This window comes from Streptomyces sp. NBC_01390, from assembly GCF_045040105.1.
Taxonomy (GTDB): Bacteria; Actinomycetota; Actinomycetes; order Streptomycetales; family Streptomycetaceae; genus Streptomyces.
This window is the reverse complement of sequence record NZ_CP109551.1, coordinates 4,513,623-4,538,198: the sequence shown is the minus strand read 5'-3', so window position 1 is coordinate 4,538,198 and position 24,576 is coordinate 4,513,623. Positions and strand designations below refer to the sequence as shown.

The following is a 24,576-nucleotide window of genomic DNA, read 5'->3' as shown; positions in this document are numbered from 1 at the left end:
CAGCCGTTAGGCGGTGTCTGGGCCGGTCTTGGAAAACCTTTCGGTGCCAAGGCCGGCTTTTTCTCACCTCTCCCAGCAGGAAGATAATCAGAATGCGACAGCCTCTGAGCAGGGGGATGGTCGTGGCGGCCGCCGCGACGAGCATCTTGTCCCTGTACGGCATCACCGCCCTCGCGGACGCGGACGCGGGCGGGACGGCAAAGAGCTCCGGTTCACACGGAGCCCCGGGCACCCCACATGACGACCCCGGCTACGGGCACGGCAACAGCAACAGCAACAGCAACGGGCACGGGCACGGGCACGGGCACGGGCACGGGCACGGCAACAGCAACAGCAACGGGCACGGGCACGGGCACGGGAACAGCAACGGTCACGGGAACGGCTACGGCGACACGCCGCCCGGCGGCTACGGCGACACCCCGTCGACGAAGCCGCCCACGAAGCCGCCGACCAAGCCTCCGACCAAGCCCCCCACGAAGCCGCCCACGAAGCCCCCGACGAAGCCGCCCACCAAGCCTCCGACGAAGCCGCCCACGAAGCCTCCGACCAAGCCGCCCACGAAGCCGCCGACGAAGCCCCCGACGAAGCCGCCCACGAAGCCGCCGACGAAGCCCCCGACGAAGCCCCCGACGAAGCCGCCGACCAAGCCGCCGACGAAGCCGCCGACGAAGCCCCCCACGAAGCCGCCGACGAAGCCGCCGACGAAGCCCCCCACGAAGCCGCCGACCAAGCCGCCCACGAAGCCCCCGACGAAGCCCCCCACTAAGCCCCCGACCAAGCCCCCCACGGGCCCGCCGACGACCACGCCCCCCGTCCACCCGCCGACGAAGCCGCCGCATCTGCCGCCGACCGGTAGTCATGAGGAGTTGATCGCGGCCTCGGCCGTCAGCGTCGCGCTGATCGCCGGTGGTGTCGTCCTGTACCGCCGGGGCAGGCGTGGGGAGCCCGGCGCCCACGAGTGAGGCGCGGGTAGGACCCAGGCGCCCGGACGAGCCACGCGCCCCGCAAGGGGCGCGTGGCCGTACCGGCCCGGGCGCGACCAGCCCTCACCCTCACCGGGGTCGGGGCAACGAACCGCTACCGCGCGGAGCGAACCCCCTCGCGCCGCCCCTGCCCCGGCACCGTCGCCCTGCCGGTCGGGGCGCCCGCCCGCAGCCGGCGCCGTACCCCTCGTACGAGCGTCTCCGCGGTGAATGTCGCGCCGTGTACGAAGCGCATCGCCGGGCCGAAGCCGGACGCCGTCACCAGGCCCGCCAGGAACAGGCCGGGGTACGAGGACTCGAAGTGTTGCCCGACCGCCGGGGAACCGTCTCCCAACGCAGCCAGGCTGCCGCCGAGTCGGGGGTGCAGCAGGCTCAGCCGGTCGCAGGTCGCCCTGAACCCCGTTGCCGCGATGACGTGTTCGGTCTCCAGGGAGCGCCGCTCGCCGGACCGGGTGACCGTGTCCAGCCGTACGCCGCCGCCGGAACCAGTCAACTCCCTTGCGTTCGCCACCTCCTGGCCGACGAGCACCTCCACCGCCGGTTCCACGCGGTCGCGGACCCACCAGGCGCCCGCCGGGCCCAGGGCCGTGGCGGCGATCCGGGCGCGGGTCGGTTCCGGGAGGCGGTGGAAGAGGCCGGGGCGTTCCGCGTAGAACCAGTTGCGCCAGCCGCAGCCCAGGCCGCTGTGCGGGGCGCGGGCCGAGCGCCACCAGGGGCGCTCCCACGGCGGCGGTACGTCGTTCCAGTTCAGCTGCTCCGCACGGGCCAACACCCTTACCCGCGTTCCCTGTTCGGCGAGCAGTGCGGCCGTCTCCAGGGCTGCCTGGCCACCGCCGATCACCGTGACGTCCCGGCCCCGGAAGCGGTCGAGGTCGCTGTGGTGGCTGCTGTGCGAGACCAGGTCGGGGCCGAGGCCGCGCAGCGCGCCGGGGATCTCGACGAAGGGCAGGACACCGACGGCCAGGGCGACGGTCCGGGCGCGCACCGTCTCGCCGTCCTCCGCCACCGCCTCGAAGCCCCCGGCGACGGGCGTCACCCGGGTCACCGTCCGTTCGTCGACCTCGGGGACGGCGTTGCGGGCGAACCACTGGCCGTACGCGGCGAACATCTCCAGCGGGATCGGCTGCCCGTGCCGTGCCTCGACGCCCTGACCGGCGCAGTACGTGTCCAGGCGCCAGCGGTCGTCGGGGTCGGACAGGTTCGACGCCCACGGCTCCGACTTGAGGTACATGCCCCGGGGCATGTGGTCGCGCCACGAGGCCATGGGCCGGCCGAGGACGCGCAGCCGCAGCCCGGCGCCGGCGGCGTGGGAGGCGATGGACAGGCCGTAGGGGCCCGCGCCCACCACCAGCAGGTCGTACATCAGTAACTCTTCGCTTTCTCGTCGTCTGTCAGGGAGTTGTCGGCCAGGGAGCTGTCGGTCACCGGCTGCGGCGCGTCGGCCACCGCCTGCCGGACCACGCGGGCCCGGGGGTCGTCCGGTCCGGGGCGCTCGCACAGCCGGCGCAGCCGGGTCGGCAGCCGGCGGGCGGCGTGCCGGGCCCACAGGGCCCACATCGCCCAGCCGGGCGCGAGGTCGTCCGGGGCGTGCCAGGCCAGTTCGCGGCCGGCCGGGGCCGGACGCAGTGCGCTGAACGGCGCGTAGTTCTCGACCACGAACGCTCGCCCGGGCCGGGCCACCCCCTCGGGCAGCGGACGGTGGGTCAGGTCGAGGTGCTGGGCGCGTACGACGTCCAATCCGGCCGAGTCGGTGAAGAGCCGGAACTGGGCGCCGGGGCGCGGGTTGAAGTCGAGCAGGTGGTAGGCGCCGGTCGTGGCGCAGCGGCGGAAGTCGAGGTCGAAGATGCCCCGGTAGCCGAGTTCGCCGATCAGGCGTTCGGTGAGCGCCTGCACCGACGCGTTCGGCGTCCAGTGGCCCACCGCGGTCAGCCCGGCGCCGCGCGGCCAGGCGTGCAGCTTGCGGCCGGGGCCGCCGCCGCGCACGGTCCCGGTGCGGTCGGCGTAGCCGTGGCAGAACCAGTCGAGGTCGGGGCCCGGGGGCAGGAACGCCTGGAGCAGCAGTCGGCTGCCCGCCTCCTCCGTCCGCAGATACAGCTCGCGTGCCTGCCGGGCCGAGCGCACGACGACCGTGCTGCGCAGGTCGCTGTCGGGCGGAAGCAGCCAGGGCCGGCTCCACTTCGCCACGGCTGGAAGCCCGAGGTGCCAGGCGGTGGCGGCGGCGTCGGCCGCGCTGTCCGGGATCAGTGTCAGCGGGTGCGGTACGTCCACGGCCGCGCACAGGGCGGCCAGTTCGGCTTTGTCGGCCACCCGTTCGGCCAGCGCGCCGGGCTGCTCCGGCAGCAGAAAGGCGGGCGCCAGCTCGGCCCGGGCGCGGCCCACCGCGACGGCGCTCGCGTCGTCGAGCGGGATCAGCACGGCGGGCCGCGCGATCTGGGAGGCGACCCGCAGCAGGGTGCGGGCGATGTCGGCGGGGGCGGCGCCGGGCGGCGGCGGATGCAGTTGGCGTACGAAGCGGGATCTGCGTACGGGACTTCCGGCGACGTCGGCGATCAGGTGGACGTCGACGCCCGCCCGGCCGAGTGAGCGTACGGCGCCCAGTGTTCCGTGGTGAAAGGGATTCCGGTCGGTCCGCACCAGGACGGCGGGGACGCGGGTGTCAAGCAGCGACACGGACATGTGTTTTCGGGTTTCCTTCGGGTCGGTTCACTCGTGCGGGCGAGCGGAACACTCGAAAGTCTCAAGCGCGGTGGCGGAATTCATACTCATATGACTGAGTGTCAGTAGGTGAAAAGACAGGACGAGAACAGGCAGTGCGGAAAGCAGTGCGAAAACAGGCAGTGTGAGAACAGGGAGTACGCGCGTGGAGGAAGGAGCAGGCATGGCCCCACACAAGCGACGGGCCCGCACCGGACGGCTGGCGTTCCTGGCGGCCGCGGTCGCCGCGTCGGCCGTCCTGGCAACGGGGCCGGGACACGCCGTGGGCGCGGGGGTGGCCGATCCTCCCGTCCCCGCACCGGACACGGTCACGCAGCCGGCACCGCCCACCGGGGTCGTGGCGCCGATCGCGCCCGTGACCCCCGAACCCCCGGTGGCTCCCGACCCCCCCAACCCGGAGCTGCCGCAGCCCCCCGAGCCCCCGGAACCGCCCCGGCTCCCGGCCTTCGGCGCCTACGTCGACTACGACGGCGCCCGGGGCGCGGCCAGGATCGCCGAGCTCAGCCGCTGGCTGGGCGGTGCCGATCTCAAGGTCGGGCACACCTACCTGCCGGGTGACCGGTGGAGCAACATCGAGGGGTCGCCCGGATTCCTCGACGTGTGGGCGGACTGGCGGCGGGCCGAGGAGGACCGGCTGTTCGTCCTCAACGTGCCCATGCAGGAGCGCAACGAGGAAGGCCTCTCCAATCGTCAGGTCCAGGTGCAGCTGAGGCGCGGCGCGGCCGGTCTCTACGATCACCACTTCCGCGCCCTGGCCGAGCGGCTGGTCGAGCTGAAGATCCCGGACACGGTGATCGTGCTCGGCTGGGAGATGAACGGCATCACGTACACCCATCGCTGCGGGCCGGACCCGGAGGCCTGGAAGAGGTACTGGAACAGGATCGTCACCACCATGCGGGCGGTGCCGGGCCAGAAATTCCGGTTCGATTTCAATCCGACCCGGGGCAAGGACGCCATTGCCTGGACGCAGTGCTATCCGGGGGACGACACGGTCGACATCATCGGCATGGACGCCTATGACCAGCCCCGGGGACTGTCATTCGACGAGCAGGTGAGCGAACCGTACGGACTTCAGGCGCATGTGGATTTCGCCAAGGCGCACGGAAAGCCCATTTCCTATCCGGAATGGGGACTGTTCCGTAACGGCGACAATCCGGAGTACATGCGGCGCATGCTCGCGTGGATGGACGAGCACAAGCCGCTGTACAACACGCTGACCGACTACTGCCCGCACGGCGTGTGGCAGTGCGGGAGCAATCCGAAGGCGTCCGAGGTGTACCGCCAGATCCTGACGGGCCGTAAGGACACCGAGCCGACTGTGCCGACACCGGTGCCGCCGGTGCCGACGCCGGTACCGACCCCCGAGCCGCCGAAGCCCACGGACCCGGTCACCCCGCCCGTGCCGCTGCCGCCGCCCAACTGCTCGCCGCTGGACCTGGGCGACTGGGTGGAGTACTGGATGGGCGGGAAGCTCTGCCTGAAGTTCGACTGGTTCTCGCGCAACCGGTGACCGCCCGGTGGCGGCGGGTCGTTCACGATCCGCCGCCACCGTCGTCGCCGCTGTTTCTGTTACCGGTTCCGTTTCCGTCGCGTTCCCGCAGCCGGCGCAGGAGTTCCTTGCCCCGGCTGCGGGCGGCGACATCGCAGACGACCGCCGACATCAGCGGTGCCGTCAGCCGCCGGGCCAGCAACAGCCGTTGGTTGACGACGGGTTCGGGGCGCCAGTGGTGCTTGTACGGCTCGTCACCGCGCAGCAGGCTCAGCGTGGCGTGTTCGCCGGACCCGGTGTGCTGGGCGCAGGCGTCGAGCAGCATCACGGCGACGTCCGCCTTCCGTTTCCGCAGGCCCGGATGGGCGCCGTACAGATAGCCGCCCGCGAGGCGCCCGGACAGCAGCGTCAGATCGACGGCGACCACACTGTCGTCGAGGCGGAACTCGGTGACCACTGCGTCCCCGGAGCGCACCATCGGCCCGACCGACCGGGCGAGGTGCTCACGGAACCGGGGCTGGAGATGCTCCGACGTCACCTTCCGTCCCTGCCACTGGAGTTGGTGCAGTTCGAGCAGACGGGCCAGGGCCGCGTCGACCTCGTCGGGGCGTACGACGCGGCGCTCGACGCCGAGCGCGGTCAGCTTGCGCAGCTTGGCGCGGACCCGCTGGGCCTTCGAGGAGGGGAGGCGGGAGACCAGGCCGTCCATCGAGACGGCGGGCAGCTCCAGACACACGGAGTCCCTGACCTGGCGGCGCGGACCACGCCAGCGCTCGTACACGCGTTCCGCCGCGCCGCCCGGCCGGACCTCGCGGAGGTCGATCAGCGCGGTACGGGCGGCGGCGGACAGGCCCTCGGCCAGGGCGGCGGCGGCCTCGTCGGCAGTCTCGTCGTCGAGGAGCACGTCACCGTAGTCGGAGATCGCGCCGCCGAGCGGCACGAGCGCGGGCAGCGGGCGGTGTACGCGCATCAGCGGGGCGGCGGCGAGGAGTTCGCCCTCCGGATCGCGGACCACGACGATCCGCAGCCGGCCCGGGACGCCGTACGACAGCCACCACGAGTGCAGCCAGGCATGGCTCTGGAACGGGGTCGCCGCGCCGCACCGCCGGTACAACCTCCCCCAGGCCGGGGCGAGTTCGGCGAAAGCGGTCTCGTCGCTGACGACTTCGGTGCGCAGGGCGCCCGTGGCCGTGACCGTCACAGCTGGCCATGTGCGTCGGCGGCGACGGCCGGGCCCGGTACGGAGGCGGCGAGTGCCGGTTCCTCCGTGCGTCGCCGGGGCCGTACCAACAGCACCAGTCCGCCGAGCAGCCCGCCCGCGCTCGCGCCGACCAGCCCGGTCACCGCGGCCGGGGCCGAGGACGGCTCGGCCGGCTTGACCGCGCGCGAGAACTGGAGCAGCTCCACGTGCGTGGACTGCTTGGTGTCGTTGGCGTGCCGGGTCAGAGAGCGGGCCACGGCGTTCGCCATGTCGGCGGCGAGGTCGCGGCGCGTGGAGGTGGCCGAGACGGCGACCATGGGCGCGTCCGGCGAGGTCGCCGTCTGCACGCTCGACCGCAGCGTCGACACCGGCACGCCCGCCCACACCTGGGCGTCCCCGAGCACCGCGAGCTGCGTGGCGACCCGGCCGTAGGCCTGGGCGAAACCGAGCGCGGACGCCGGGTCGGACTTCTCGGTCGGGACGGCGACGACGTAGCTGGTGGCCGTGTAGGTGGGCGCCTTGAGGGTGCCGTACGCGCCGCCGAGGAGGCCGCCGAGTACCGCGCCGGCCACGAGGAGGGACCAGGGGGGCAGGGCGCGGGTGCGCGAGCGGGGGGTGAGGTGGGGGACTCTGCTGGCGTTCTCGGTCATGAGGATGGGGCTCCCTGGGATGACGGGGACGGGTTGAGGGCAGGAGCGGTCGCCGCGTACACGTTCATGAGCTGGGCGGCGCTGCGGGTGATGTCGTAGTGGTGGGCCGCCGCGGGAGGCGTGCGGTCCCGTGGGCCCAGCGCGCGGGCCTCGGCGAGGGCGCGCGCGAAGGAGTCCGCGCCCCCGGGTACGCGCCGGGCGTTCTCGGCGGCCTCCGGGGGCAGGTCCTCGACCGCCGGGCAGGAGACGTACCGGACGGGCAGCCCGGCGGCCAGTGCCTCCACGACCGCGAGGCCGAAGGCCTCCTCCGGGCACGGCGAGGCGAGGACGTCCATCGCGGAGGTGAGGGAGGGCAGATCGGGGCCGGGGGTGCCGTCCGGTACGCAGGGCCGCTCGCCGGTGAACAGCACCCGGTCGGCCACGCCGGCCTCGCGCGCGGTGCGCCGCAGCGCGTGCTCCTCTGGGCCGCCGCCGACGAGCAACAGCCAGTAGTCGCCCGGGAGTTGGGCCAGGGCTTCGATGACGTCACCGAAGCGCTTGCCCGGCGCGAGCCGGCCGATGCCGCCGACGACGTACGCACCCTCGGGCAGCCCGAGCTGTTCGCGGGTGCGGCGGCGGGCGTCCGGGTCGAAGCGGAAGCGGGCCAGGTCGATGCCGTTGGGGACGACCTCGATTCGCGGCGCGGGTACACCCCAGCGGCGGAGCCGCTCCGCGACCGTGGGGGACACGGCGACGGTGGTACGGCCGAGCCGCTCACCGGCGAGATACAGCGCACGGACCCCGGCGGTGAGCCGCCGCCCCTCCATCTGGGAGTCGCCCAGGGAGTGTTCGGTGGCGACGATCGCCCGTACGCCCGCGAGCCGCGCGGCGATCCTGCCGTAGACGCAGGCCCGGTAGAGGTGGGTGTGCACGAGGTCGTAGCCGCCCGAGCGGATGACGTCGACCAGACGGGGCAGGGCGGCGAGATCCCGGTTGCCGGCCATGCCGAGGTGGACGACCCGGACGCCGTCGGCGACCAGACCGTCGGCGACCGAGCCCGGGTTGGTGAGCGTCACGACATCGCAGTCGACCGGCAAGTGCCGCAGCAGCAACCGCAGTTGCTGCTCGGCGCCGCCGACTCCGAGGCCGGTGATGATGTGCAGTGCCTTCACCGCCGTCACACTCCCTCGACCGGTCGGCGCCGCAACCGGTGCAGCCGGTACTTGAGCTGGAGGCGTACGGCGGTGTCGTTCTCGCCGATGTGGACGCGGGGGAGGGTATGGACGCTGCCCAGCTGCCCGGGGTCGATCGCGCAGCCGTATCCGTACCCGGCCGCCCGTACGGCATCGGCGGCCCGCTGGTCGACCGTCCCGTACGGATAGCAGAACCCCGCGACCGGAGCGCCGCTCAACTCCGCGAGCAGCGCTCTGCTTTCGGTGACCTCGGCGCGCAGCAGCTCGTCGTCCGCCTTCGTCAGGTCGACGTGCGTCAGCCCGTGCGAGCCGAGCTCGATCCCGGCCCCGGCGACGGCACGGATACCGTCCGCCGTCAGCAGCGGCTTGCGCGGGCCCAGCGGATCCCAGGCGTTCTCCCCGCCGAGCCGTCCCGGCAGCACGAACAGGGTGGCGCCGCACTTCCAACGCCTCAGTACGGGAAGGGCGTTGGTGACGAAGTCGGCGTATCCGTCGTCGAAGGTGAGCCCGACGAGCCCGCGTCCCTCGCCCCGGGAACGGGCGGCGAGCAGCTCGGCCACGCCCACACCCCGCAGCCCGCGTCGGTGCAGCCACCTCAGCTGGGCGTCGAGACGCTCGGGCGTGACCGTGACGCGGTACGGGTCGTCCGAGCAGTCGCCCACCGAGTGGTACATCGCCACCCAGGGGACGGAACCGGCGCGGGCGGCTCTTCGGGCGCGGTCAGCGGACCCGGTCGCGACGGCTGGGACGGGGGCGGGCGTGGGCGCGGGTGCGCTTGCGGACATACGGAAGCCTCCGGGTCATGGAGCGTGCGGAACGGAGTGCGAGGACGAAGCTCTGCACGGCCTGGGCCCGCATGAGCCGGCCGAGCAGGAAGTAGACGACGGCCACGGTCGCCGTACCGGCGGCGAGTCCCGCCACCGGCCCGTCGATCCGGCTGGTCACGAACGCCCCGGCGGCCGTCGCGCACAGCGCCGCGCGCACCGGCTTGCTCAGCTCGACGAGCACGTGCCGGGTCCGGATCGGCACACTGCGCGGGCCCATCCCGTACAGCAGCAGCGCCGCCGACAGCGTGATCCCGGCGGCGTTGGCCGCGGCGATCCCGCAGACACCCCACGGACCGACCGTCCAGGCCCCGATCCACGAGGTCGTGATGATGCCCGCGGTCATCGCGGCCAACGGGTACCAGGTGGGCCGGTTGGAGGAGAAGTACGAGCGGATGAGCGCGCCGACCAGGGTGTGTCCGAGCAGCCCGAGCGCGTACACCCGCATCACGGCGGCGGTCGCCTCGGTGTCCGCGGCGGTGAACGCACCGCGTTGGAAGAGGACTTCGATGATCTGCGGCGCACAGGCGATCACCGTGCCCGCGCCCAGCAGCACCACCCAGGCGGCCAGCGCGAGATCCCGCTCCACCCGGCTGCGGGCCCGCTCGGTGTCGCCCTCCGCGATGGCCCGCGCGACCACCGGGAAGGTGACCGTGCACAGCATCAGCGACAGCGTCATCGGGATCTGCGCCACCTTCTGCGCGTAGTTCAGGTGCGAGATGGCCCCGGCGGGAAGGGTGGAGGCGAGGAACCGCTCGACGAGCACCTGCGACTGCCGGGTCAGCGCGAAGAGCAGCACCGGCGCGACGAGCGCGAACGCCATCGGCGCCGCGGACGTCTCCTCCACCCCGACCTCGTCCGGCACGGCCGACCGGCGGCGCCGCAACTGCCGTAGCACGGAGGGCAGCTGGGTGACGACCATCAGCGCGCCGCCGACCGCCACCCCGACCGCCGCCGAGCGCACCCCCACGCTCGGGCCCAGCACGAACATCGCCGCGATGATGCCGGTGTTGTAGGCCACGTAGATCGCCGCCGGGGCCAGGAACCGCCGGTGTGCGCGCAGGGCCGCGCTGCAGTACCCGGCGAGGCCGAAGCTGAGGACGCAGGTGGCGGTGAGGCGGGTGCAGTCCACGGCGAGCGACGGGTCGGGCAGGCCTGGGGCGAGCGCCTCCACCAGGTAGGGAGCGGTGGCGATGAGCAGCGCGCCGACCGCCGCGAAAGCGAGCGTGAGCCGGGGCAGCGTCGTGGCGACCAGCGCCCGCACCGGGTCGCCCGGGGCACCGTGGGCGCGCCGGGCCAGCGCCATGCTGAACGCCGGGATGAGGATGAAGGCCAGCCCGTCCTCGATGAGTAGCGTCGACGCGAACTCCGGCACGGTCCACGCGACCAGGAAGGCGTCCGTGTCACTGCCGGCCCCGAACAGGCGGGCCAGCGACTGGTCCCGGACCAGCCCGAGCAGGGCCCCCGCGACCGAGAGCACGGCGGTGATGAGCGTGGCCTGGGCAAGGAACTTCCGTGAAACAGGGGCGAGTTCGGCGGGATCACCGCCGGCGTCGTGATCCCCTCCGTCTCCGTCCCCGTCTCTGCTGCCCTTCGGGACCGGCGCAGCGGCGCGTGCCGCGGGCAGCGTCACCCTGGTCTCTCCCTCGGCCCGAGGCGGCGTCGCGTTCATCGTGCGGAGGCCTCGGGGACGTCGTCGCTGCCGACGAGGGCCCACCAGGCGACGAGCCCGAAGAGGACGGCGGTCAGTACGGTCGCGGGTCCGCCGATGTCGGCGTACAGGAAGTCGATCAACTGCCAGATCAGCAGCCCGCAGGCGACGAGGGCGCAGTCGAGCCCGCTACCGGACGTCCACCGCCGGGTCCGCGCCAGCCCCCGCAGGCCGCACACCAGCAGCGCCAGCCAGCTGCCCCCGAGGGCCAGCAGCCCGACGAGCCCCTGCTCGCTCAGCACCAGCAAGTACATGTTGTGCGGGGACAGCAGCGGCTGCCTGCGGAACGCGGCGCCCGCGCCCTCCGTGTCGCTGCCCGAGGACAGGGCCAACGAGGCGTGTCCGTCGCGGTGTTCGGGGAAGCCCTTCAACCCGACGCCGGTGAGCGGGTGTTCGCTCCACATGTCGGTGGCCGCCGCCCACATCGTGTACCGGTCGGTGACCGACTGGTCGGGGGCGTCGGTGACCTGGGTGATGCTGCTGATCCGCTCCTGGAGCATCGCCGAGCCGAGGCCGAGGCCGCCGACGAGGATCACGGCCGTGGCGGCCACCACGGCGCCCACCTTCAGTGCGCGCCGCATCCCGGCCAGCATCAACTGCACTGCGCAGGCCGCCGCCGTGGCGATCCAGGCGCCCCGGCTGAAGGACAGGGCGAGCGGGGCGAGGAGCGCCAGGGCGCAGCCGGCGGCAACGGCCCGCTGCCGGGCGTCGGCCGACCCCAGGGCCAGTGCCAGCGCGCACATCAGCCCGAAGGCCACCACGGTCGCCATGCCCATCACGTCGGCGGGCCCGAAGGTGCCCACCGCGCGGATCTCCTCGCCCTGGTAGGAGGCGCCGGTCCCGGTCACGAACTGGTGCACCCCGACCGCCCCCTGGAACAGGGCGAAGGCGACGAACGCCCAGGCCAGCACCCGGAAGTCGCGCTTGTCCCGGATGAGCAGCACCACAGCTGCCGGGACCAGGACGAAGATCTGGAGGTAGCGCCCCAGGCCCCCGATCCCGGCCGCCGGCGAGGAGGCCCCGACGGCCGCGACCGCGAGCCCGACCACCGGCAGCCCGAGCACCACGGCCGCCGTACGGGACAGAGGGCGCCGCCGCTCCCGTACGAGCCGGATCGCGCAGTACAGGACCACCAGCCCGGAGACGGCGTCGGCCGGGGTCGCCCCGCCGTCGGTGCCCTGCGCGGCCGGCAGGGCGAGCAGGGCGACCACCAGGAGCACGGGCAGGAGCGGAGCGAACGACGCGAGGTGTGCGAAGGGCACTCGGCGCGGCAATGGCAGCGCGGGGCTGTGGCTCACTGCGCTCAACTTCCTGTCGGGCGGACGAGCGTGGCGGCGGTGCGGAGCAGGATGCAGATGTCCTGCCACAGCGACCAGTTGTCGATGTAGGCGTTGTCGAACCGGCAGCGGTCCTCGATCGAGGTGTCCCCGCGCAGCCCGTGGATCTGGGCGAGCCCGGTGATCCCGGTCTGCATCCGGTGGCGGGCCGCGTAGCCGGGATAGGTCTGGCTGAACTTGCCCACGAAGTACGGGCGTTCGGGCCTCGGCCCGACCAGGCTCATATCGCCCCAGAGGACGTTCCACAGCTGGAGGAGCTCGTCCATCGAGGTGCGGCGCAGGAGACGGCAGAACCAGTTCATGCGCTGCTCGTCGGCGACGCTCCAGCGGGTCGCCGCCTCCATCTCGTTCGCCGGGCGGTGGGTGCGGAACTTGAGGAGGGTGAAGGGCCGCCCGTCCTTGCCGATGCGCTCCTGCCGGAAGACGACGCCCCGCCCGCCGGTCAGCCGCAGCACCACCGCGCAGAGCAGCAGCAGCGGCGAGAACAGCAGCAGCAGCGTCCCGGAGACCGTCACGTCGAGCAGCCGTTTGCCGAGGCTGCCCGGCCGGTCGGGGCCCATGGCGAGCCGCCGGCAGGAGAACCCGGCGAGCCGCTCCGCGCTCTCGTACGAGGGCGACTCGGCGTCGATCTCCCACAGCGTGCAGCCCGACTCGGCCAACGCCCGCAGCAGGGGCCCCTGTTCGGCCCGTACGGAGGGATGGACGGTCAGCACGGCGCGTACGCCGTTCTGGATCAGCGCCCGCTGGACCTCCTCGCCGGTGGTCAGCACGGGCAGGCCCCCCACGCCGTCCGGATGGTCGGTGACCAGTCCCACCGGCCGTACTCCGCACGCCGGGTGGCGCAGGAACGCGGTGGCCACCCGCCGGGCGGTGCCGGCCGGTCCGATGACGAGGGCGGTGTGCGGGCGCCGCAGCAGTGCCCGGCGCCGCCGCCAGTGGATGGTCGCGCGGCCCGCCGCACTCGCCGCCGTCTGTACCGCCCAGCCCAGGACGAGGGTTTTCGCGGACAGCGGGTCGACGGGCTCGATCGCCCCGACCAGGGCCGCGAGGGCCAGCCAGCCCAGCGCGATCCGGCCACAGACGGCGGGCAGTTCGTCGAGGAACGCCGGCACGGACTCCGGCCGGTACAGCGAGGCCCGCGCGTTCAGCGCGACCACACCGATCAGCAGCGCGCCGACGATGACCGGGTGGCGCTGCGGTCCGGTGAGCGCCAGGACGCCGAGCAGGGCGGCGGTGCCGTCCGCGGCGAGCAGCGGCAGCGGGGAGGCCGGCCGGAGCGCGGGACGCCGGCCGGCCGGGAATCTGAAGCCGCCGACCGACTCACGGGGCGGGATGACCGAGACGGCCGACACTGTCGAGAACCTGTGCTCCCGCGGCCCTCCGCCGGGGGAAGGGACGGTACTTTCCGCAGTCACGAGTGGATGGACTCCCTGTACTCGGCGCGCACGGGCCGCACGGCGTGCGCGGTGATCAGCTCGCGGTACACGCCCGCGACGGCCTCGGCGGTGTGCCGTACGTCGTGCGCGGACAGGATGTGCCGACGCCCCAGCTGCCCCAGCGACTCACGCAGCGGGGGATCGAGCAGCAGTTCGGAGACGGTCCCGGCGAGCGCGGCGGGGTCCTCGGCCGGTACCAGACAGCGCGGTGCGAGAGCGGCGGGCAGACTCTCGCGCCCGCCGTCCACGTCGGTGACGACGACCGGACGCCCACAAGCCATCGCCTCCAGCGGCGCCAGCGCCATGCCCTCCCACCGCGATGGCAGGACGACCAGATCGGCGGCCCGGTACCAGGGGACGGCATCGGCCACGGCCCCCGCGAACAGCACCGAGTCGGGGGCGAGAGCCCGCAGCCGCCCGGCGTCCGGCCCGTCACCGACGAGCACGAGCCGGGCCCCCGGCACCCGCCGCGCCACCTCGCCCCACGCCCGGAGCAGCACGTCCTGCCCCTTCTGCCGGCACAGCCGCCCCACGCACACGACCAGCGGAGCGGCCGGATCGACCGACGCGAGCAACGGGATCCCGGCCCGTACGGAGTCCACGGGAGCCGGGTGGAAGCGCTCGGTGTCGATCCCGTTCGGGATCACCCGCCACTGACCGGCGATCCCGGCACGGACCCCGGTCGCCCGTTCGGCGTCGCTCACGCACACCACCCGGGAGGCCCAACGCGCCCCCCACCGCTCCCACTTCAGAGCCAGCGCCGCGGTGGGGCCGCCGACCGCCTCGAACGACCAGGCGTGCGGCTGGAACACCGTCGCCACCCGCCCCCGTACCGCCGTCCGGGCGGCGAGCCCGGCCTTCGCACTGTGCGCGTGCACGACATCCGGCCGCACCTCCCCGACCACCCGCCGAAGCCGCCGCACCTCCCCGACGAGCGAGGGCCCCGGCGCGCGCGTCGCGTGCCAGGGGCGTACGTCGGCGCCGAGCGCCCTCAGTCGCGCGGCGAGGTCACCGCCGTCCGGGCAGGCGACCGTTACGTGCAGACCGGCGGCGAGCTGGGCCCGCGCCAGGTCCGTCACGACCCGGGCCACCCCGCCGTCCACCGGCTGGGTGACGTGCAGGACCCGTGGCCGGGGGTCCGGTGCGATCAGTTGCATGCGCGGTTTCCTCGCTCAGGGATGGCGGTGCCGGACGCACCTCGGCTACTGCCGGGCGTCGACGGCCACGAAAAGTGCGCCGGCCCACGCCGCGTCCCGCTGGGAAACGAGCCGGAAGGCCAGCTGGTCACCACCCCGCCGTAGCGCCGTATCCAGTTCGAACACGTCCGAGTCGTAGCCGAGAGTGTTCGTGTACGCCGGAACGCGCTCCGGGACGGGCTTGCCGATGGTCGAATTCAGCACGTCGTCGAGGGGGTTGGCCGCGTCCCCCAGCGCCGTCGTACGCCCCGCGACCGACACTGTCAGGGAGTCTCCGGCGCTGCCGCGGTCTCCGTCGTAGGCGACCAGACCCGCGCGTCCGTTCGCGCCCGCCGGGAACGGCAGTTCGGCCAACCGGACCAACGGGGCGTCACCCGTCCGGTCCCGCAGCGCGTCGAACCCGTCCCACACGGCGAGGTGCCGCAGCGGCTCCGCAGCGTTCTCGTACGCGACGACCAACGTCCAGCCGCCCCATGCCCCGGCCGCCGACTTCCCCATCGCGACATTGAGCTGCGCGACGGTGTACAGCCCCGAACCGCTCTCCCGGACCAGCTTCGTGACATCGGCGGAGGCCTGGTACGCGTCGGCGCCGTGTGCCACCCGGTGCCCGACGACCGTGTCCGCGAGCAGCTCCTTGTACTGGCCGCCGGGCTCGGCGATCAGCACCCGCCCGTTGTCCTTCGGCGGCTTCTGCTCACCGACCTTGAGATTGCCGCCCCAGTACAGCCGCGCGTAGGTGGCCCGGCCGCCCTTCGGCATCCGGACCTCGGCCCGGCTGGAGTTGTAGGTGTTCGGGTCGCTGTCGACATCGACGTAGAACATGTCGAGGTCACCGTTGACCGCCGCCCGGCTGCCGCCGCCCGTTCCCGTCGCGAGGATCTCGCCCCCGCGGATGCCCGCGCAGGTCGCGAGGGTGGCGCGGCAGCTGATGGACGCGTTGGCCGCGCGGACGATCCCGCCGTGCTGGAGCACGCGGTAGCGCTGGGCGAACGGGAGTCGCACCGCCTCCTGGGCGGGCTCCTTGGATTCCCCGCCGACGGGCGGCGCGGCCGTCGACGTACCTCCCGGAGTCCAGATCGCGGCGAGGGCAAAGACGCTCACCATCGCACGGCGCAGCGGAAGACCCGGGGAGATACGCATGACCGGCGTTGCCCTTTCGGGAAAGAGGTCGTGGACCGTTGGACGGCTGGCGGTCGACCTTTTGGGTGGGTCTGGGGCGGCTGGCGGAAGGTGGGTAACTCTAGCCGCTATGCGTATTTATTGGTGATACATGCCTTCTGTGTCGGAATCGCGCGGTCGGACGATTCGAAGGATCACCCCATTGGCGGCACAACCAGGGGGCGCGCCACGCGTTGACACAGCGCTGGGCATTTCCGCCCGGACGTTTGTGACAACTCCCAAGGAGCACTTCTCCATGTCGCGTATCGCGAAGGGCCTCGCCCTTTCCACCGTTGCCGTCGCCGCCGTGGCGGGTACCGCCGGTGTCGCCGCCGCCGACAGCGACGCGCACGCCGTCGCTGCCCACTCCCCGGGTGTCCTCTCGGGCAACGTCCTCCAGGTTCCGGTCCACATCCCGGTCAACGTCTGCGGCAACACCGTCAACATCATCGGTCTGCTGAACCCGGCGTTCGGCAACACCTGCGTCAACGACTGACGTAAGTCGGCGCGGACCCTTCTGCCGGCCGCTCTCCCTTCGGGGAGGGCGGCCGGTTCGCGTTTGCCGGGTGGCTGCCCCGAATGGCGGGCCGGGCGGCCAACTCGCGAGGCGGGCTTGACACATGCCCTCACCAGCGATGACGCATGGAACCCTGCCGACGGACAGTCACTTTGCGTGCGCGACCGGTTGCGAATGGTGACGGTGGATCTGACGGTGGATCCGACAGCCCCTCACCGAAAGGAATCCTCCCCATGCGTGCTCTGCCCGCACGGCGTATCGCGTCGACCGCACTCTGCGCCACCCTCCTGCTCGGCATAGGCGCACCGGCCGCCCTGGCGGCGCACGGCGACACGGCCCGCGAGCGCGGTCACGCGGCTTCACAGGCACCCGTCCCCAACGCCGACGCGCTCCTCGCGCAGGTGGATTCGCTGGGCGACCTGGGCGGCGTACTGAACCCCGTCACCGATCTCCTGACCGCCGTACTCAAGGCGGACAACGGCCAGCTGCCGCTGGACGAGGCGACGAAGCTGGGCGACGGAGTGAAGACGGCCATCACCGCGGCCACGGCGCCGGCCCCGGCCACTCCGCCGGTCTCCCTCCCGGCGACCCCGGAGGCCCCGGCGGCTCCGGCGCTTCCCACGACCCCGGCGCTGCCGACCGCTCCGGCACTGCCGACGGCCCCTGCCCTCCCGGCGAAGCCCGCACTGCCCGCCGCCTCCACGCTCCCGGCGCCCGTCAAGGACGCCAGGGCGACCAAGGGCCCGCTCGACATCAAGGGGGACGCGCTCGCCGCGCTCCAGAAGTCGGTCGACACGCTGGTCACGGCGGCCACGTCCGGCGATGTCGCCAACGTCGTCCCGGCCGTCACCGGCGTGTTGACGAGTGTCGTCGGCTTCGTCGCCGCCACCCTGCTCGGCGGCGGCCTGCCGGCGCCGGAACTGGCGGGCCTGCCGCCGCTGCCGAAGCTGCCGGCGGCGGTGCCGCCGCTGCCGGTCCCGGTGTCGCCCCTGCCGACCCGCTAGGTCCCGGCCGTGGTGCCGACCGGTGGGGCCACCGGTCGGCACCACGGGTGTTCTTCCGCCCTTCTGCCGGGGCGTCAATTTCCATTTGTGCGTCAGTCTTCTGAGCCACATTCGTGTTCGCAATCACATGCACCGCAGAAATTTTCTGCTTACGGAGTTTCCGTCGCGACCAGGGATCGTTAGGCACGGCGACAGAATTCGCTCTGGTGACATGAGTTGCCGAAGAAAGGAACACGATGAAGTCCCTGAAGGCTGCCGCTGTTGTTGCCGGTTCCATGGTCATCGCCGGGGTCGCCGCGCCCGCGTTCGCCTACGAGACCGCCGACCTCACGCCCACCAGCCTCAACGGCGCCGTCAACACGCTCACCAAGGGCCCCCTCGACGTAGAGCAGCTGCAGCCGCTTCAGCACCAGTCGAACGCGCTCGACACCGAGAACAAGGACTCGATGCTCAGCACGGTCAAGGGCGCGACGACCGCCCTCAACTCGAGCGGCGGGCTGCTCGGCGGCCTCCCCCTCCAGGGCTGACACGAGTGTCGAAAGGACCGATTCCGCCGCGCGGAATCGGTCCTTCGTGCTGTTCGAAGCCTGTCCCTCTTTCGTGTGGATACCGGCGGGAAATCCCCCGGTCGAGTGAGAACGCGGCCGGACCCGTCGAATTCCGCCGATAGGGTTCCGCGGTGACCTCAACCTCAAGCGAAACGCGCCCTTTCCGCATCTCCGACCTGGGCACGCTCGTCGTGATGGCCTGGAGCGGTGAGGCCCCCGACGGCGACATGCCCTACCTCCTCGCCTACTCCCTCGGGGACGGCGAGGGCGGCCCGGAGGCCTCGACCGTCGCCGTCGAGCAGCTCCTCGCCAACACCGGTCTGCCGGTCGGCGGCGACATCGTCGACGGTTCCACCCGCCCGAGCCTGCCGGTAACCCTGCTCGTCGAGTCCGGTTCGGCCGTCGTCAACATGCCGCAGCTCAACGCCCAGTGCACGCCGCCCCCGGAGTGGCTCACCGCGGTCGCCGAACGGGGCTTCGCCTACCTGGTGTTCACCACCCGCCCCTGGCCCGAGGGCCAGCCCGGCAAGCCCATCGAGCCGGAGGCGCTGGCCGCATTCGCGGGCGCCGACGAGACCCTGACGGCCGCGGCCCACGTCATCCTCCCGGCCCGCAGCCTGCGCTGACGGCCGGGCCGGCTGTTCGAGCCGGTTCGCTCCTCCGGGCTGATCGGACGACTAATGCACCACTCGGGGGAATCTTGAGCTGATGCGGTTCCCAGGATCGTTACGCGATACGGACGTACACCCCCGATTCCTGTAAAGGACCGCACCTGCCATGAAGTCGACCACTCGAATCCTTGCCGCCGCTGTTCTCACCGGCGTGGCGGCGGCGGTGGGCTCCGCGGCCCCCGCCGTCGCGGCCGGCACGGTCCCCGTACCCGTACCGCTGGACGGCGTCGAGAAGTCCCTCAACGTGAGCCTGCCCAAGGTCGGCGGCGAACTGCCGCTGCTGACGCCGGGCGTGCCCCAGGGGCCGCGGTACGTCGAGGGGCAGATGATCCCGGCCAGCGCGCTGCCGCAGGTGCCGATGGGTGCGGCGCTGCCCGGTCTGTCGGCCCAGGCGCCGCTGCCGCAGGTGCTCGGCAAGGGCTTCGACGAGGCCGGCGTCAGCGTCCCCGCGGCCGACCTGCGGACCCTGACCCCCGGCCTGTCCGTCGACACCCCGCTGACCGCGCCCAACCCCGAGGTGTTCGGCCTGCCCATGCTCAAGCAGCCGCAGGCCGCCGTACTGACCCCGCTGCTGCAGACGTCCCCCACGGGCGTCCTGGGGCTCGGCTCCATGTAGCCAGGGCGGTCACGGAACCTGACGAACTGGACCCTCTGGACCCGGAGTCGACAGCCGGGCCCGGTCTCCGGGCGGTCGCCGCAAACGAACGAACCCGAACGAGGAGATGGGGAGAGAGTGTTGTTCGTCAGAAGAGAACCACGGGGCCCGGCAGGGCCCCGTGCCTGTTCCGGGACGCGGCGGGAGGCGCTGCGTGCCCTGTGCGTGTCGGCCCTCGCCCTGGCCGTCGTCCCGGTCGTCGCCGCCGCGTGGCCCCGGGGGAAGCCGGACGGTGACGAGGCGTCGTCCTTCGACGAGACGTACCGGGGCCGCCGACTGCGCGGTCTGAAGACCGACGCCGGGGGCGCGGATCACCTCGACCACATGGCGCAGGCGATGCGCGCGCCGGGCGAGGGGCGGTGGCACGTCACCGTGGACGGGCGGCCACTGCATCTGATGCGGCGCGCGGACGGGACGTATCTGAGCATGGTCGACCACTACCGCTCGTACCCCACGGCCCTGGAGGCGGCCCGCGCCGCCGTCGACGAGCTGGGGCCCGGGCGGCAGTTGACGGTCGCCGGCGGGGGAGAGGTCGGTCATGGCGTACACGCGTAAGGACGTCAGCACGCTGACGCGCGGTGAGCGGCGGCGGTTCGTCGGGGCGCTGATGGAGATCAAACGGCGGGGCGAGTACGACGAATTCGTGCGCACGCACATCGAGTACTACGTCTCCGACGGCGAGAAGGGCCTGCGTACGGCCCACATGGCGCCGTCCTTCCTGCCCTGGCACCGGCAGTTCCTGCTGGACTTGGAGCAGGCGTTGCAGCGCGTGGACCCGTCGGTGACGCTGCCCTACTGGGACTGGACCCGGGACCGGACGGCCGCCGGGTCCCCCTGGAGCGAGGATCTGCTCGGCGGTACCGGGCGCTTCTCGGACCAGCGGGTGATGACCGGGCCGTTCGCCTACGACCAGGGTGACTGGACCATCAACGAGAGCGTCACCGACGGCGAGTTCCTCACCCGGGATCTCGGCCGGGTCCGGGAGCCGATCGCGCTGCCGACCCGGCAGGACCTGGAGTCGGCCCTCGCCGATCCCGTGTACGACGTGTCGCCGTGGAACTCGACGTCCACGAAGGGGTTCCGCAACAGGCTCGAAGGGTGGGGGAGCGGGCGGGGCCCCGGCTCGTGGCGCAACCACAACCGCGTCCACCGCTGGGTCGGCGGGCACATGGTCGGCGGTGCCTCCGTCAATGACCCCGTCTTCTGGCTGCACCACGCCTTCGTCGACCTGTGCTGGTCGCGCTGGCAGCTCCGGCACGGGGCCGCTACCCGCTATCTGCCCGACCGGCCGCCAAGGGTCGGCGACCCCCAGCGCGGCCGGGTCGTCGCCCGGCACGAGAAACTGCCGCCGTGGGACCTGACCCCGGACGAGCTGGAGGACCACAGCGGCATCTACCGGTACGCCTAGGTCATGAGGTACGGATGCGGAAGAGCCCCGACGGTGGGTCCGTCGGGGCTCTTCCGGTGTGTGCCGTACGGCGTGTCAGCTGCCGTATCCGCCGGGGCCGGGGTTGCCCTTGTGGCCGTCGTGGTCGCTGACGTTGACGCAGGTGTTGCCGAAGGCCGGGTTCAGCAGGCCGATCACGCTGACCGAGTTGCCGCACACGTTGACGGGCACGTGGATCGGGACCTGCAGGACGTTGCCGGACAGGACGCCGGGCGAGTCGACGGCCGCGGCCTGGGCACCGGCGTCAGCCGTGGCCATACCGGCACCGCCGAGCACCACGGCACCGGTGCCGAGCGCGGCGACGGCTGCCTTCGCGATGCGAGACATCACGTTCTCCTTTGGTTCGATGAGTGCGGACGCTCGACTCGCGCCCGCACTTCCCCTACAACGCGCCCGCTCACGCCTGGTAACGGCGTTCCGCCCGGTGTCACCCTTTTCGAAGAGCGATCAGGAGAGCGGTCCGGGGAACGGTCCGGAGCGCGGGCGGGAAAAGGTGACGGGAAAAGTGGTGGGAGGCCGTCCGTGCACGCGTTAGCCTCGCGGGCATGGCATCCGAGCAAGCAGAGCAGTACGAGCGGCAGCAGATCGAGAACGTGTTGCGGACCTTCGTACGGGAGGACGGCTCACTCGTGCGGCTGCCCGCCCGCTGGAGCCGGAAGCTGATCGTGCTCCGGCACATCGCCGAGGAGACCTTCGAGCCCGGCATCGAGTACGCGGAGCGGCTCGTCGACGAGCGGCTGCGGGTGTGGTGCGAGGGCGCGAGCCGTATCGACCATGTGACGCTGCGCCGCTATCTGGTGGACCTGCAGCACCTGCGGCGCAGCGAGGGCGTCTACTGGCGGCCCGCCGAGGGCGGTTCAAGCGTCGCCGACGCCGCCTGAGAGCACGTACGGAGGGCCCGCTCCCCGGGAAACCGGGGAGCGGGCCCTCCGCGCGTCCGGGTGCCGTCGGGGTCCTGACCGTCGTGGGCCCGTTCGCGAATCCCTTGTGAAGGTCTCCAAGTAAGCGTAAGCGGAACCTTTTTGACGGTTACTTGACTGATAAGATCATCCCACTTTCAGTAGGCTGAGGCGCGCCACGCGCACGGGGGACAGTCTCTAAGGGCCCCCATCGCGAAGGAGTAGCTGAGTTGGTCCGCCGGTAAGGTTCGCCACCGGGCGGGGCCCTAGTTACGGGCCAGGACCCATCGGACTGCAACTGCTCCTGTCGCAAGGCGACTTGAAGAGAGTCTCATGACGTCATTGATCCAGGATCCACTGCTGTGGATCTTGCTCGTGGTCCTGGTCGCTGCGGTCGTCGCAGTGATGCGGGCCCGGAGAACCAACATGGCGCTCCGCAGGAAGAGCAACGACCTGCAGAGCGCCCGCGACGCCGCACAGAGTGAACGCGACCGCCTCTATGCGGAATACACCCAACTGAACGCACAGCACGCCGGCGACCTCGCGGCCGTGCGCAAGGACGCGGAGGTAGACACCAAGGCAGTCCTGAAGTCCGCGATGCGGACCCTCCAGGTACTCGCCGACGAACAGCAGCTCATCATCGAGAAGTCGCAGCGCCGTTACGGCGACGACGAACAGGTCCTCGGCGACCTGATGATGATCGACCACACCAACAGCCAGTTCGGCCGGCGTGCCCAGGGCATCGCCGTGCTGTGCGGCGGCTGGCTCGGCCGACGCGAGACCACCGCCTCCGTGTACGACGTGGCCCGCAGTGCCCAGGGCCGTATCAAGCACTTCGACCGCGTCACCATCAACACCCAGGTGAACGTCACGGTGGCCAGCCGGGCCGTCGAGCCCATCGCGGTCGTCCTCGCCGAACTGCTGGCCAACGCCACCAACTACAGCGCGCCCGGCACCCGCGTCGACGTCAACATCCAGGCAGTGCCCACCGGTGTCTGCCTGATCGTCGACGACGCCGGACTCGGTATGAACACGGAGGAGAAGGCACGCGCCACCGTCCTTCTCTCCCCGCAGGCACCGGTCGACCTCACGAGCCTCGGCGACCCGCCGAAGTTCGGCTTCGCCGTGTCCGGGATGCTCGCCACCCGGTACGGCTTCAAGGTGTCGGTCGATTCGGTGTCCCCCTACGGCGGCGTACGGGCGGTGATTCTCTTGCCAGAGAACCTGTTGACGACGGACGTTCCAGAGCCCGAACCCAGGGCCGCCGAGGCTGAGCCCAGGGCCGAGGTCCCGGTCGCCCCGCAGCGGCTGACCCCGGTCGCCACCCCCGGCGGACCACCGCGTCCGATCGGGACGACGGCGGGCGGCCTGCCCAAGCGGCGGCGGCGCGGCAGCCCGGTCGCGGTGGTGCCACCGCCGGCGGAACCGGCCCAGCCGGAGCACAACACAGAGGTGACGGCCTCACGTATCGGTGCGTTCCAGCGCGGAACGCTGCTCGGGCGGGACACGACGACCATGGAAGGACCACAGGACCAGTGAATCCCGATCTGTCGTGGGTGCTGAACGACGTGCTGCAGGTGCGCGGCGCCCGTCACGCGATCCTCGTCTCGGCCGACGGCCTCCTGCTGGAGCGGTCCAGTGACATCGAGCGCGACGCGGCGGAGACCAACGCCGCCGCCATGAGCTCGATGCAGTCCCTGAGCCGGGCCGTCGCCCCCTTCGTCGGCTTCGGACTCGGTCTGTGGAAGCAGACGCTCATCGAGTACGACGGCGGCTGGATCTTCCTGATAGCCGCGGGCAGCGGCGCCTACCTCGCCGTGTCGGCGGCGCTGGACGTCGACATGGAGGCCATGTCGTTCCGGATGCAGCAGCAGGTCGGGGCGCTCGGCAAGGCCATGACCACCCCGCCGCGTCAGAACGCCGGTGCGGACGCATGAACGCGCCCGGCGAGGAAGCTCCGGTCACGGTCACCAGCGACTTCGTCCGCTCGTACGTCATCACGGGCGGGCGACGGCTGCCGACCGCCGACGATCTGTCCCTGCACACCCTGGTCACACTGGCTCCCGACCGGGAGGTGCCGCTCGGCGCCAGCCCCGAGGTACGGGCCATCTGGGACCTGTGCGGCGGTGGCTACCTCTCCGTCGCGGAGGTCGCCGCACACCTGTCGCTGCCGGTGGGTGTCGCCCGACTCCTGCTGACAGATTTATTCGAACAGGGTCATCTCCTGCGCCGTGCCGCGCCCCCACGCGCCCAGTCCGTCGACAGAGGAATCATCGAAAAGGTGCTGCATGGACTCGAATCGCTCTACGGCTGAGACGATCTACGTCTCAGACGCGGTCACCACCACCGCGAAGATCCTTGTCGTAGGGCACTTCGCCGTGGGCAAGACCACGTACATCGGCTCGCTGTCGGAGATCGCCCCGCTGCGCACCGAGGAGAAGATGACCCAGGCGTCCGCCCACGTGGACGACCTGAAGGGTGCGCCGGACAAGCAGACGACCACGGTCGCGCTGGACTTCGGACGGCTCACGCTGAGCGACGAACTGGTGCTGTACCTGTTCGGTACGCCCGGTCAGCAGCGCTTCATGCAGCTGTGGGAGGACATGGCCCGCGGCGCGCTCGGAGCCCTGCTCCTGGTCGACCCGTCACGGCTGGCCGAAACGTTTCCGGTGATCGACCTGGTCGAGAAGTACGGCCTGGAGTACGCCATCGCCGTCAACACCTTCGACCCGGCGGGCGGCGACTTCGACGAGGACGAGATCCGCGAGGCGCTCGATCTGCTGCCCGACACCCCGGTCGTCTACTGCGACGCCCGGGACCAGACGTCCTCGGCGAGAGCGCTGATCGCCCTCGTCCAGCACCTGCTCACGCGCGCGGCCTGAGCACCGGTTCCTCTCTGTCGGTCCCCTCCCCGCACGGGGGGTCCGGACAGAGGGTCCGGCCAGGGGCCCGGACCATCCGGC

General features: G+C 72.1%; 25 protein-coding genes and 1 pseudogene. 14 read left to right on the top strand and 12 right to left on the bottom strand.

Going from position 1 to position 24,576, the window contains the following annotated elements:
- Positions 1-92: 92 nt before the first annotated feature.
- On the top strand, positions 93-962 hold the full coding sequence (locus tag OG241_RS20220) for a hypothetical protein (protein ID WP_405816936.1): 870 nt from the start codon (positions 93-95) through the stop codon (positions 960-962).
- A 115-nt stretch (positions 963-1,077) separates the two neighbouring features.
- On the opposite strand, the gene OG241_RS20215 is transcribed toward OG241_RS20220, so the two are convergent.
- Both OG241_RS20215 and OG241_RS20210 read right to left on the bottom strand, forming a co-directional pair.
- Positions 1,078-2,346, bottom strand: a complete 1,269-nt coding sequence (locus OG241_RS20215; RefSeq protein WP_405816935.1) for an NAD(P)-binding domain-containing protein — start codon at positions 2,344-2,346, stop codon at positions 1,078-1,080.
- Positions 2,346-3,653, bottom strand: coding sequence for an ATP-grasp domain-containing protein (locus OG241_RS20210; RefSeq protein ID WP_405826326.1), 1,308 nt, complete (start codon positions 3,651-3,653; stop codon positions 2,346-2,348). The genes OG241_RS20215 and OG241_RS20210 overlap by 1 nt, the downstream gene beginning before the upstream one ends.
- Before the next feature lie 208 nt (positions 3,654-3,861).
- On the opposite strand from OG241_RS20210, the gene OG241_RS20205 reads away from it, so the two are divergent.
- The gene (locus OG241_RS20205) at positions 3,862-5,208 is read left to right on the top strand and encodes a glycoside hydrolase family 26 protein (RefSeq protein ID WP_405816934.1); all 1,347 of its coding nucleotides are present in this window, start codon (positions 3,862-3,864) and stop codon (positions 5,206-5,208) included.
- Positions 5,209-5,230: 22 nt separating this feature from the next.
- Here the strand turns inward: OG241_RS20205 and OG241_RS20200 are convergent, their stop codons facing one another.
- Genes OG241_RS20200 through OG241_RS20160 form a run of 9 tightly spaced genes read right to left on the bottom strand, consistent with a single transcriptional unit; the run spans position 5,231 to position 15,854 of the window.
- The gene (locus OG241_RS20200; RefSeq protein WP_405816933.1) at positions 5,231-6,388 is read right to left on the bottom strand and encodes a GNAT family N-acetyltransferase; all 1,158 of its coding nucleotides are present in this window, start codon (positions 6,386-6,388) and stop codon (positions 5,231-5,233) included.
- Positions 6,385-7,038: a lipopolysaccharide biosynthesis protein gene (locus OG241_RS20195; protein WP_405816932.1), complete on the bottom strand. Its 654-nt coding sequence runs from the start codon at positions 7,036-7,038 to the stop codon at positions 6,385-6,387. The genes OG241_RS20200 and OG241_RS20195 overlap by 4 nt, the downstream gene beginning before the upstream one ends.
- Positions 7,035-8,189: a glycosyltransferase gene (locus OG241_RS20190; protein ID WP_405816931.1), complete on the bottom strand. Its 1,155-nt coding sequence runs from the start codon at positions 8,187-8,189 to the stop codon at positions 7,035-7,037. The genes OG241_RS20195 and OG241_RS20190 overlap by 4 nt, the downstream gene beginning before the upstream one ends.
- 5 nt (positions 8,190-8,194) lie before the next feature.
- Positions 8,195-8,884 (bottom strand): polysaccharide deacetylase family protein, encoded by a 690-nt coding sequence (locus tag OG241_RS20185; RefSeq protein ID WP_405826324.1) that lies wholly within the window; start codon positions 8,882-8,884, stop codon positions 8,195-8,197.
- 46 nt (positions 8,885-8,930) lie between these two features.
- Positions 8,931-10,706: a murein biosynthesis integral membrane protein MurJ gene (gene murJ / locus OG241_RS20180; protein WP_405816930.1), complete on the bottom strand. Its 1,776-nt coding sequence runs from the start codon at positions 10,704-10,706 to the stop codon at positions 8,931-8,933.
- On the bottom strand, positions 10,703-12,043 hold the full coding sequence (locus tag OG241_RS20175) for an O-antigen ligase family protein (protein WP_405816929.1): 1,341 nt from the start codon (positions 12,041-12,043) through the stop codon (positions 10,703-10,705). The genes murJ and OG241_RS20175 overlap by 4 nt, the downstream gene beginning before the upstream one ends.
- Before the next feature lie 5 nt (positions 12,044-12,048).
- Positions 12,049-13,497: an exopolysaccharide biosynthesis polyprenyl glycosylphosphotransferase gene (locus OG241_RS20170; RefSeq protein WP_405816928.1), complete on the bottom strand. Its 1,449-nt coding sequence runs from the start codon at positions 13,495-13,497 to the stop codon at positions 12,049-12,051.
- Positions 13,494-14,675, bottom strand: a complete 1,182-nt coding sequence (locus OG241_RS20165) for a glycosyltransferase (RefSeq protein WP_405816927.1) — start codon at positions 14,673-14,675, stop codon at positions 13,494-13,496. The genes OG241_RS20170 and OG241_RS20165 overlap by 4 nt, the downstream gene beginning before the upstream one ends.
- A gap of 45 nt (positions 14,676-14,720) precedes the next feature.
- Complete coding sequence (locus tag OG241_RS20160; protein ID WP_405816926.1) at positions 14,721-15,854, bottom strand: DUF3344 domain-containing protein; 1,134 nt, start codon at positions 15,852-15,854, stop codon at positions 14,721-14,723.
- 274 nt (positions 15,855-16,128) lie between these two features.
- Here OG241_RS20160 and OG241_RS20155 point away from each other — a divergent pair, with 274 nt between their 5' ends.
- From OG241_RS20155 to OG241_RS20125, 7 genes are all read left to right on the top strand, one after another.
- Entirely contained in the window at positions 16,129-16,368 is a 240-nt protein-coding gene (locus tag OG241_RS20155) for a chaplin (protein WP_405816925.1), read from the top strand.
- A gap of 254 nt (positions 16,369-16,622) precedes the next feature.
- Positions 16,623-17,393 carry a hypothetical protein gene (locus tag OG241_RS20150; RefSeq protein ID WP_405816924.1) on the top strand — a complete coding sequence of 257 codons (771 nt, stop codon included), beginning with the start codon at positions 16,623-16,625 and terminating at the stop codon, positions 17,391-17,393.
- A gap of 236 nt (positions 17,394-17,629) precedes the next feature.
- Positions 17,630-17,920, top strand: a complete 291-nt coding sequence (locus tag OG241_RS20145; protein WP_405816923.1) for a hypothetical protein — start codon at positions 17,630-17,632, stop codon at positions 17,918-17,920.
- 152 nt (positions 17,921-18,072) lie between these two features.
- Positions 18,073-18,567, top strand: coding sequence for a DUF5949 family protein (locus OG241_RS20140; RefSeq protein WP_405816922.1), 495 nt, complete (start codon positions 18,073-18,075; stop codon positions 18,565-18,567).
- A 151-nt stretch (positions 18,568-18,718) separates the two neighbouring features.
- Positions 18,719-19,228: a hypothetical protein gene (locus OG241_RS20135; RefSeq protein WP_405816921.1), complete on the top strand. Its 510-nt coding sequence runs from the start codon at positions 18,719-18,721 to the stop codon at positions 19,226-19,228.
- 117 nt (positions 19,229-19,345) lie between these two features.
- Positions 19,346-19,822 (top strand): tyrosinase family oxidase copper chaperone, encoded by a 477-nt coding sequence (locus OG241_RS20130; protein WP_405816920.1) that lies wholly within the window; start codon positions 19,346-19,348, stop codon positions 19,820-19,822.
- A complete protein-coding gene (locus tag OG241_RS20125; protein WP_405816919.1) occupies positions 19,806-20,675 on the top strand; it encodes a tyrosinase family protein in 870 nt (289 codons plus the stop codon). Before OG241_RS20130 ends, OG241_RS20125 begins: the two co-directional genes overlap by 17 nt.
- A 75-nt stretch (positions 20,676-20,750) precedes the next feature.
- Here the strand turns inward: OG241_RS20125 and OG241_RS20120 are convergent, their stop codons facing one another.
- Complete coding sequence (locus OG241_RS20120) at positions 20,751-21,041, bottom strand: chaplin (RefSeq protein WP_405816918.1); 291 nt, start codon at positions 21,039-21,041, stop codon at positions 20,751-20,753.
- Between the two features lie 266 nt (positions 21,042-21,307).
- On the opposite strand from OG241_RS20120, the pseudogene OG241_RS20115 reads away from it, so the two are divergent.
- The 5 genes and pseudogenes from OG241_RS20115 to OG241_RS20095 all read left to right on the top strand — a co-directional run.
- A pseudogene (locus OG241_RS20115) lies at positions 21,308-21,595 on the top strand (DUF2087 domain-containing protein); the annotation flags it as partial.
- Positions 21,596-21,946: 351 nt separating this feature from the next.
- Positions 21,947-23,152 carry an ATP-binding protein gene (locus tag OG241_RS20110; protein WP_405816917.1) on the top strand — a complete coding sequence of 402 codons (1,206 nt, stop codon included), beginning with the start codon at positions 21,947-21,949 and terminating at the stop codon, positions 23,150-23,152.
- Positions 23,149-23,550: a roadblock/LC7 domain-containing protein gene (locus tag OG241_RS20105; protein WP_319090109.1), complete on the top strand. Its 402-nt coding sequence runs from the start codon at positions 23,149-23,151 to the stop codon at positions 23,548-23,550. Before OG241_RS20110 ends, OG241_RS20105 begins: the two co-directional genes overlap by 4 nt.
- The gene (locus tag OG241_RS20100) at positions 23,547-23,927 is read left to right on the top strand and encodes a DUF742 domain-containing protein (protein WP_405816916.1); all 381 of its coding nucleotides are present in this window, start codon (positions 23,547-23,549) and stop codon (positions 23,925-23,927) included. The genes OG241_RS20105 and OG241_RS20100 overlap by 4 nt, the downstream gene beginning before the upstream one ends.
- Positions 23,902-24,495, top strand: a complete 594-nt coding sequence (locus OG241_RS20095) for a GTP-binding protein (RefSeq protein WP_405816915.1) — start codon at positions 23,902-23,904, stop codon at positions 24,493-24,495. Before OG241_RS20100 ends, OG241_RS20095 begins: the two co-directional genes overlap by 26 nt.
- The last annotated feature ends 81 nt before the right edge of the window (positions 24,496-24,576 follow it).

Bases quoted from the DNA above. Each gene is read 5' to 3' on its own strand.
- OG241_RS20205 (WP_405816934.1), top strand. From the start codon at position 3,862: ATGGCCCCACACAAGCGACGGGCCCGCACCGGACGGCTGGCGTTCCTG.
- OG241_RS20135 (WP_405816921.1), top strand. From the start codon at position 18,719: ATGAAGTCGACCACTCGAATCCTTGCCGCCGCTGTTCTCACCGGCGTG.
- OG241_RS20095 (WP_405816915.1), top strand. From the start codon at position 23,902: ATGGACTCGAATCGCTCTACGGCTGAGACGATCTACGTCTCAGACGCG.
- OG241_RS20165 (WP_405816927.1), bottom strand. From the start codon at position 14,675: ATGCAACTGATCGCACCGGACCCCCGGCCACGGGTCCTGCACGTCACC.
- OG241_RS20145 (WP_405816923.1), top strand. From the start codon at position 17,630: ATGAAGTCCCTGAAGGCTGCCGCTGTTGTTGCCGGTTCCATGGTCATC.
- murJ (WP_405816930.1), bottom strand. From the start codon at position 10,706: ATGAACGCGACGCCGCCTCGGGCCGAGGGAGAGACCAGGGTGACGCTG.
- OG241_RS20185 (WP_405826324.1), bottom strand. From the start codon at position 8,884: ATGTACCACTCGGTGGGCGACTGCTCGGACGACCCGTACCGCGTCACG.
- OG241_RS20125 (WP_405816919.1), top strand. From the start codon at position 19,806: ATGGCGTACACGCGTAAGGACGTCAGCACGCTGACGCGCGGTGAGCGG.
- OG241_RS20110 (WP_405816917.1), top strand. From the start codon at position 21,947: ATGACGTCATTGATCCAGGATCCACTGCTGTGGATCTTGCTCGTGGTC.
- OG241_RS20195 (WP_405816932.1), bottom strand. From the start codon at position 7,038: ATGACCGAGAACGCCAGCAGAGTCCCCCACCTCACCCCCCGCTCGCGC.
- OG241_RS20220 (WP_405816936.1), top strand. From the start codon at position 93: ATGCGACAGCCTCTGAGCAGGGGGATGGTCGTGGCGGCCGCCGCGACG.
- OG241_RS20120 (WP_405816918.1), bottom strand. From the start codon at position 21,041: ATGTCTCGCATCGCGAAGGCAGCCGTCGCCGCGCTCGGCACCGGTGCC.
- OG241_RS20150 (WP_405816924.1), top strand. From the start codon at position 16,623: ATGCGTGCTCTGCCCGCACGGCGTATCGCGTCGACCGCACTCTGCGCC.
- OG241_RS20160 (WP_405816926.1), bottom strand. From the start codon at position 15,854: ATGCGTATCTCCCCGGGTCTTCCGCTGCGCCGTGCGATGGTGAGCGTC.
- OG241_RS20100 (WP_405816916.1), top strand. From the start codon at position 23,547: ATGAACGCGCCCGGCGAGGAAGCTCCGGTCACGGTCACCAGCGACTTC.
- OG241_RS20215 (WP_405816935.1), bottom strand. From the start codon at position 2,346: ATGTACGACCTGCTGGTGGTGGGCGCGGGCCCCTACGGCCTGTCCATC.
- OG241_RS20155 (WP_405816925.1), top strand. From the start codon at position 16,129: ATGTCGCGTATCGCGAAGGGCCTCGCCCTTTCCACCGTTGCCGTCGCC.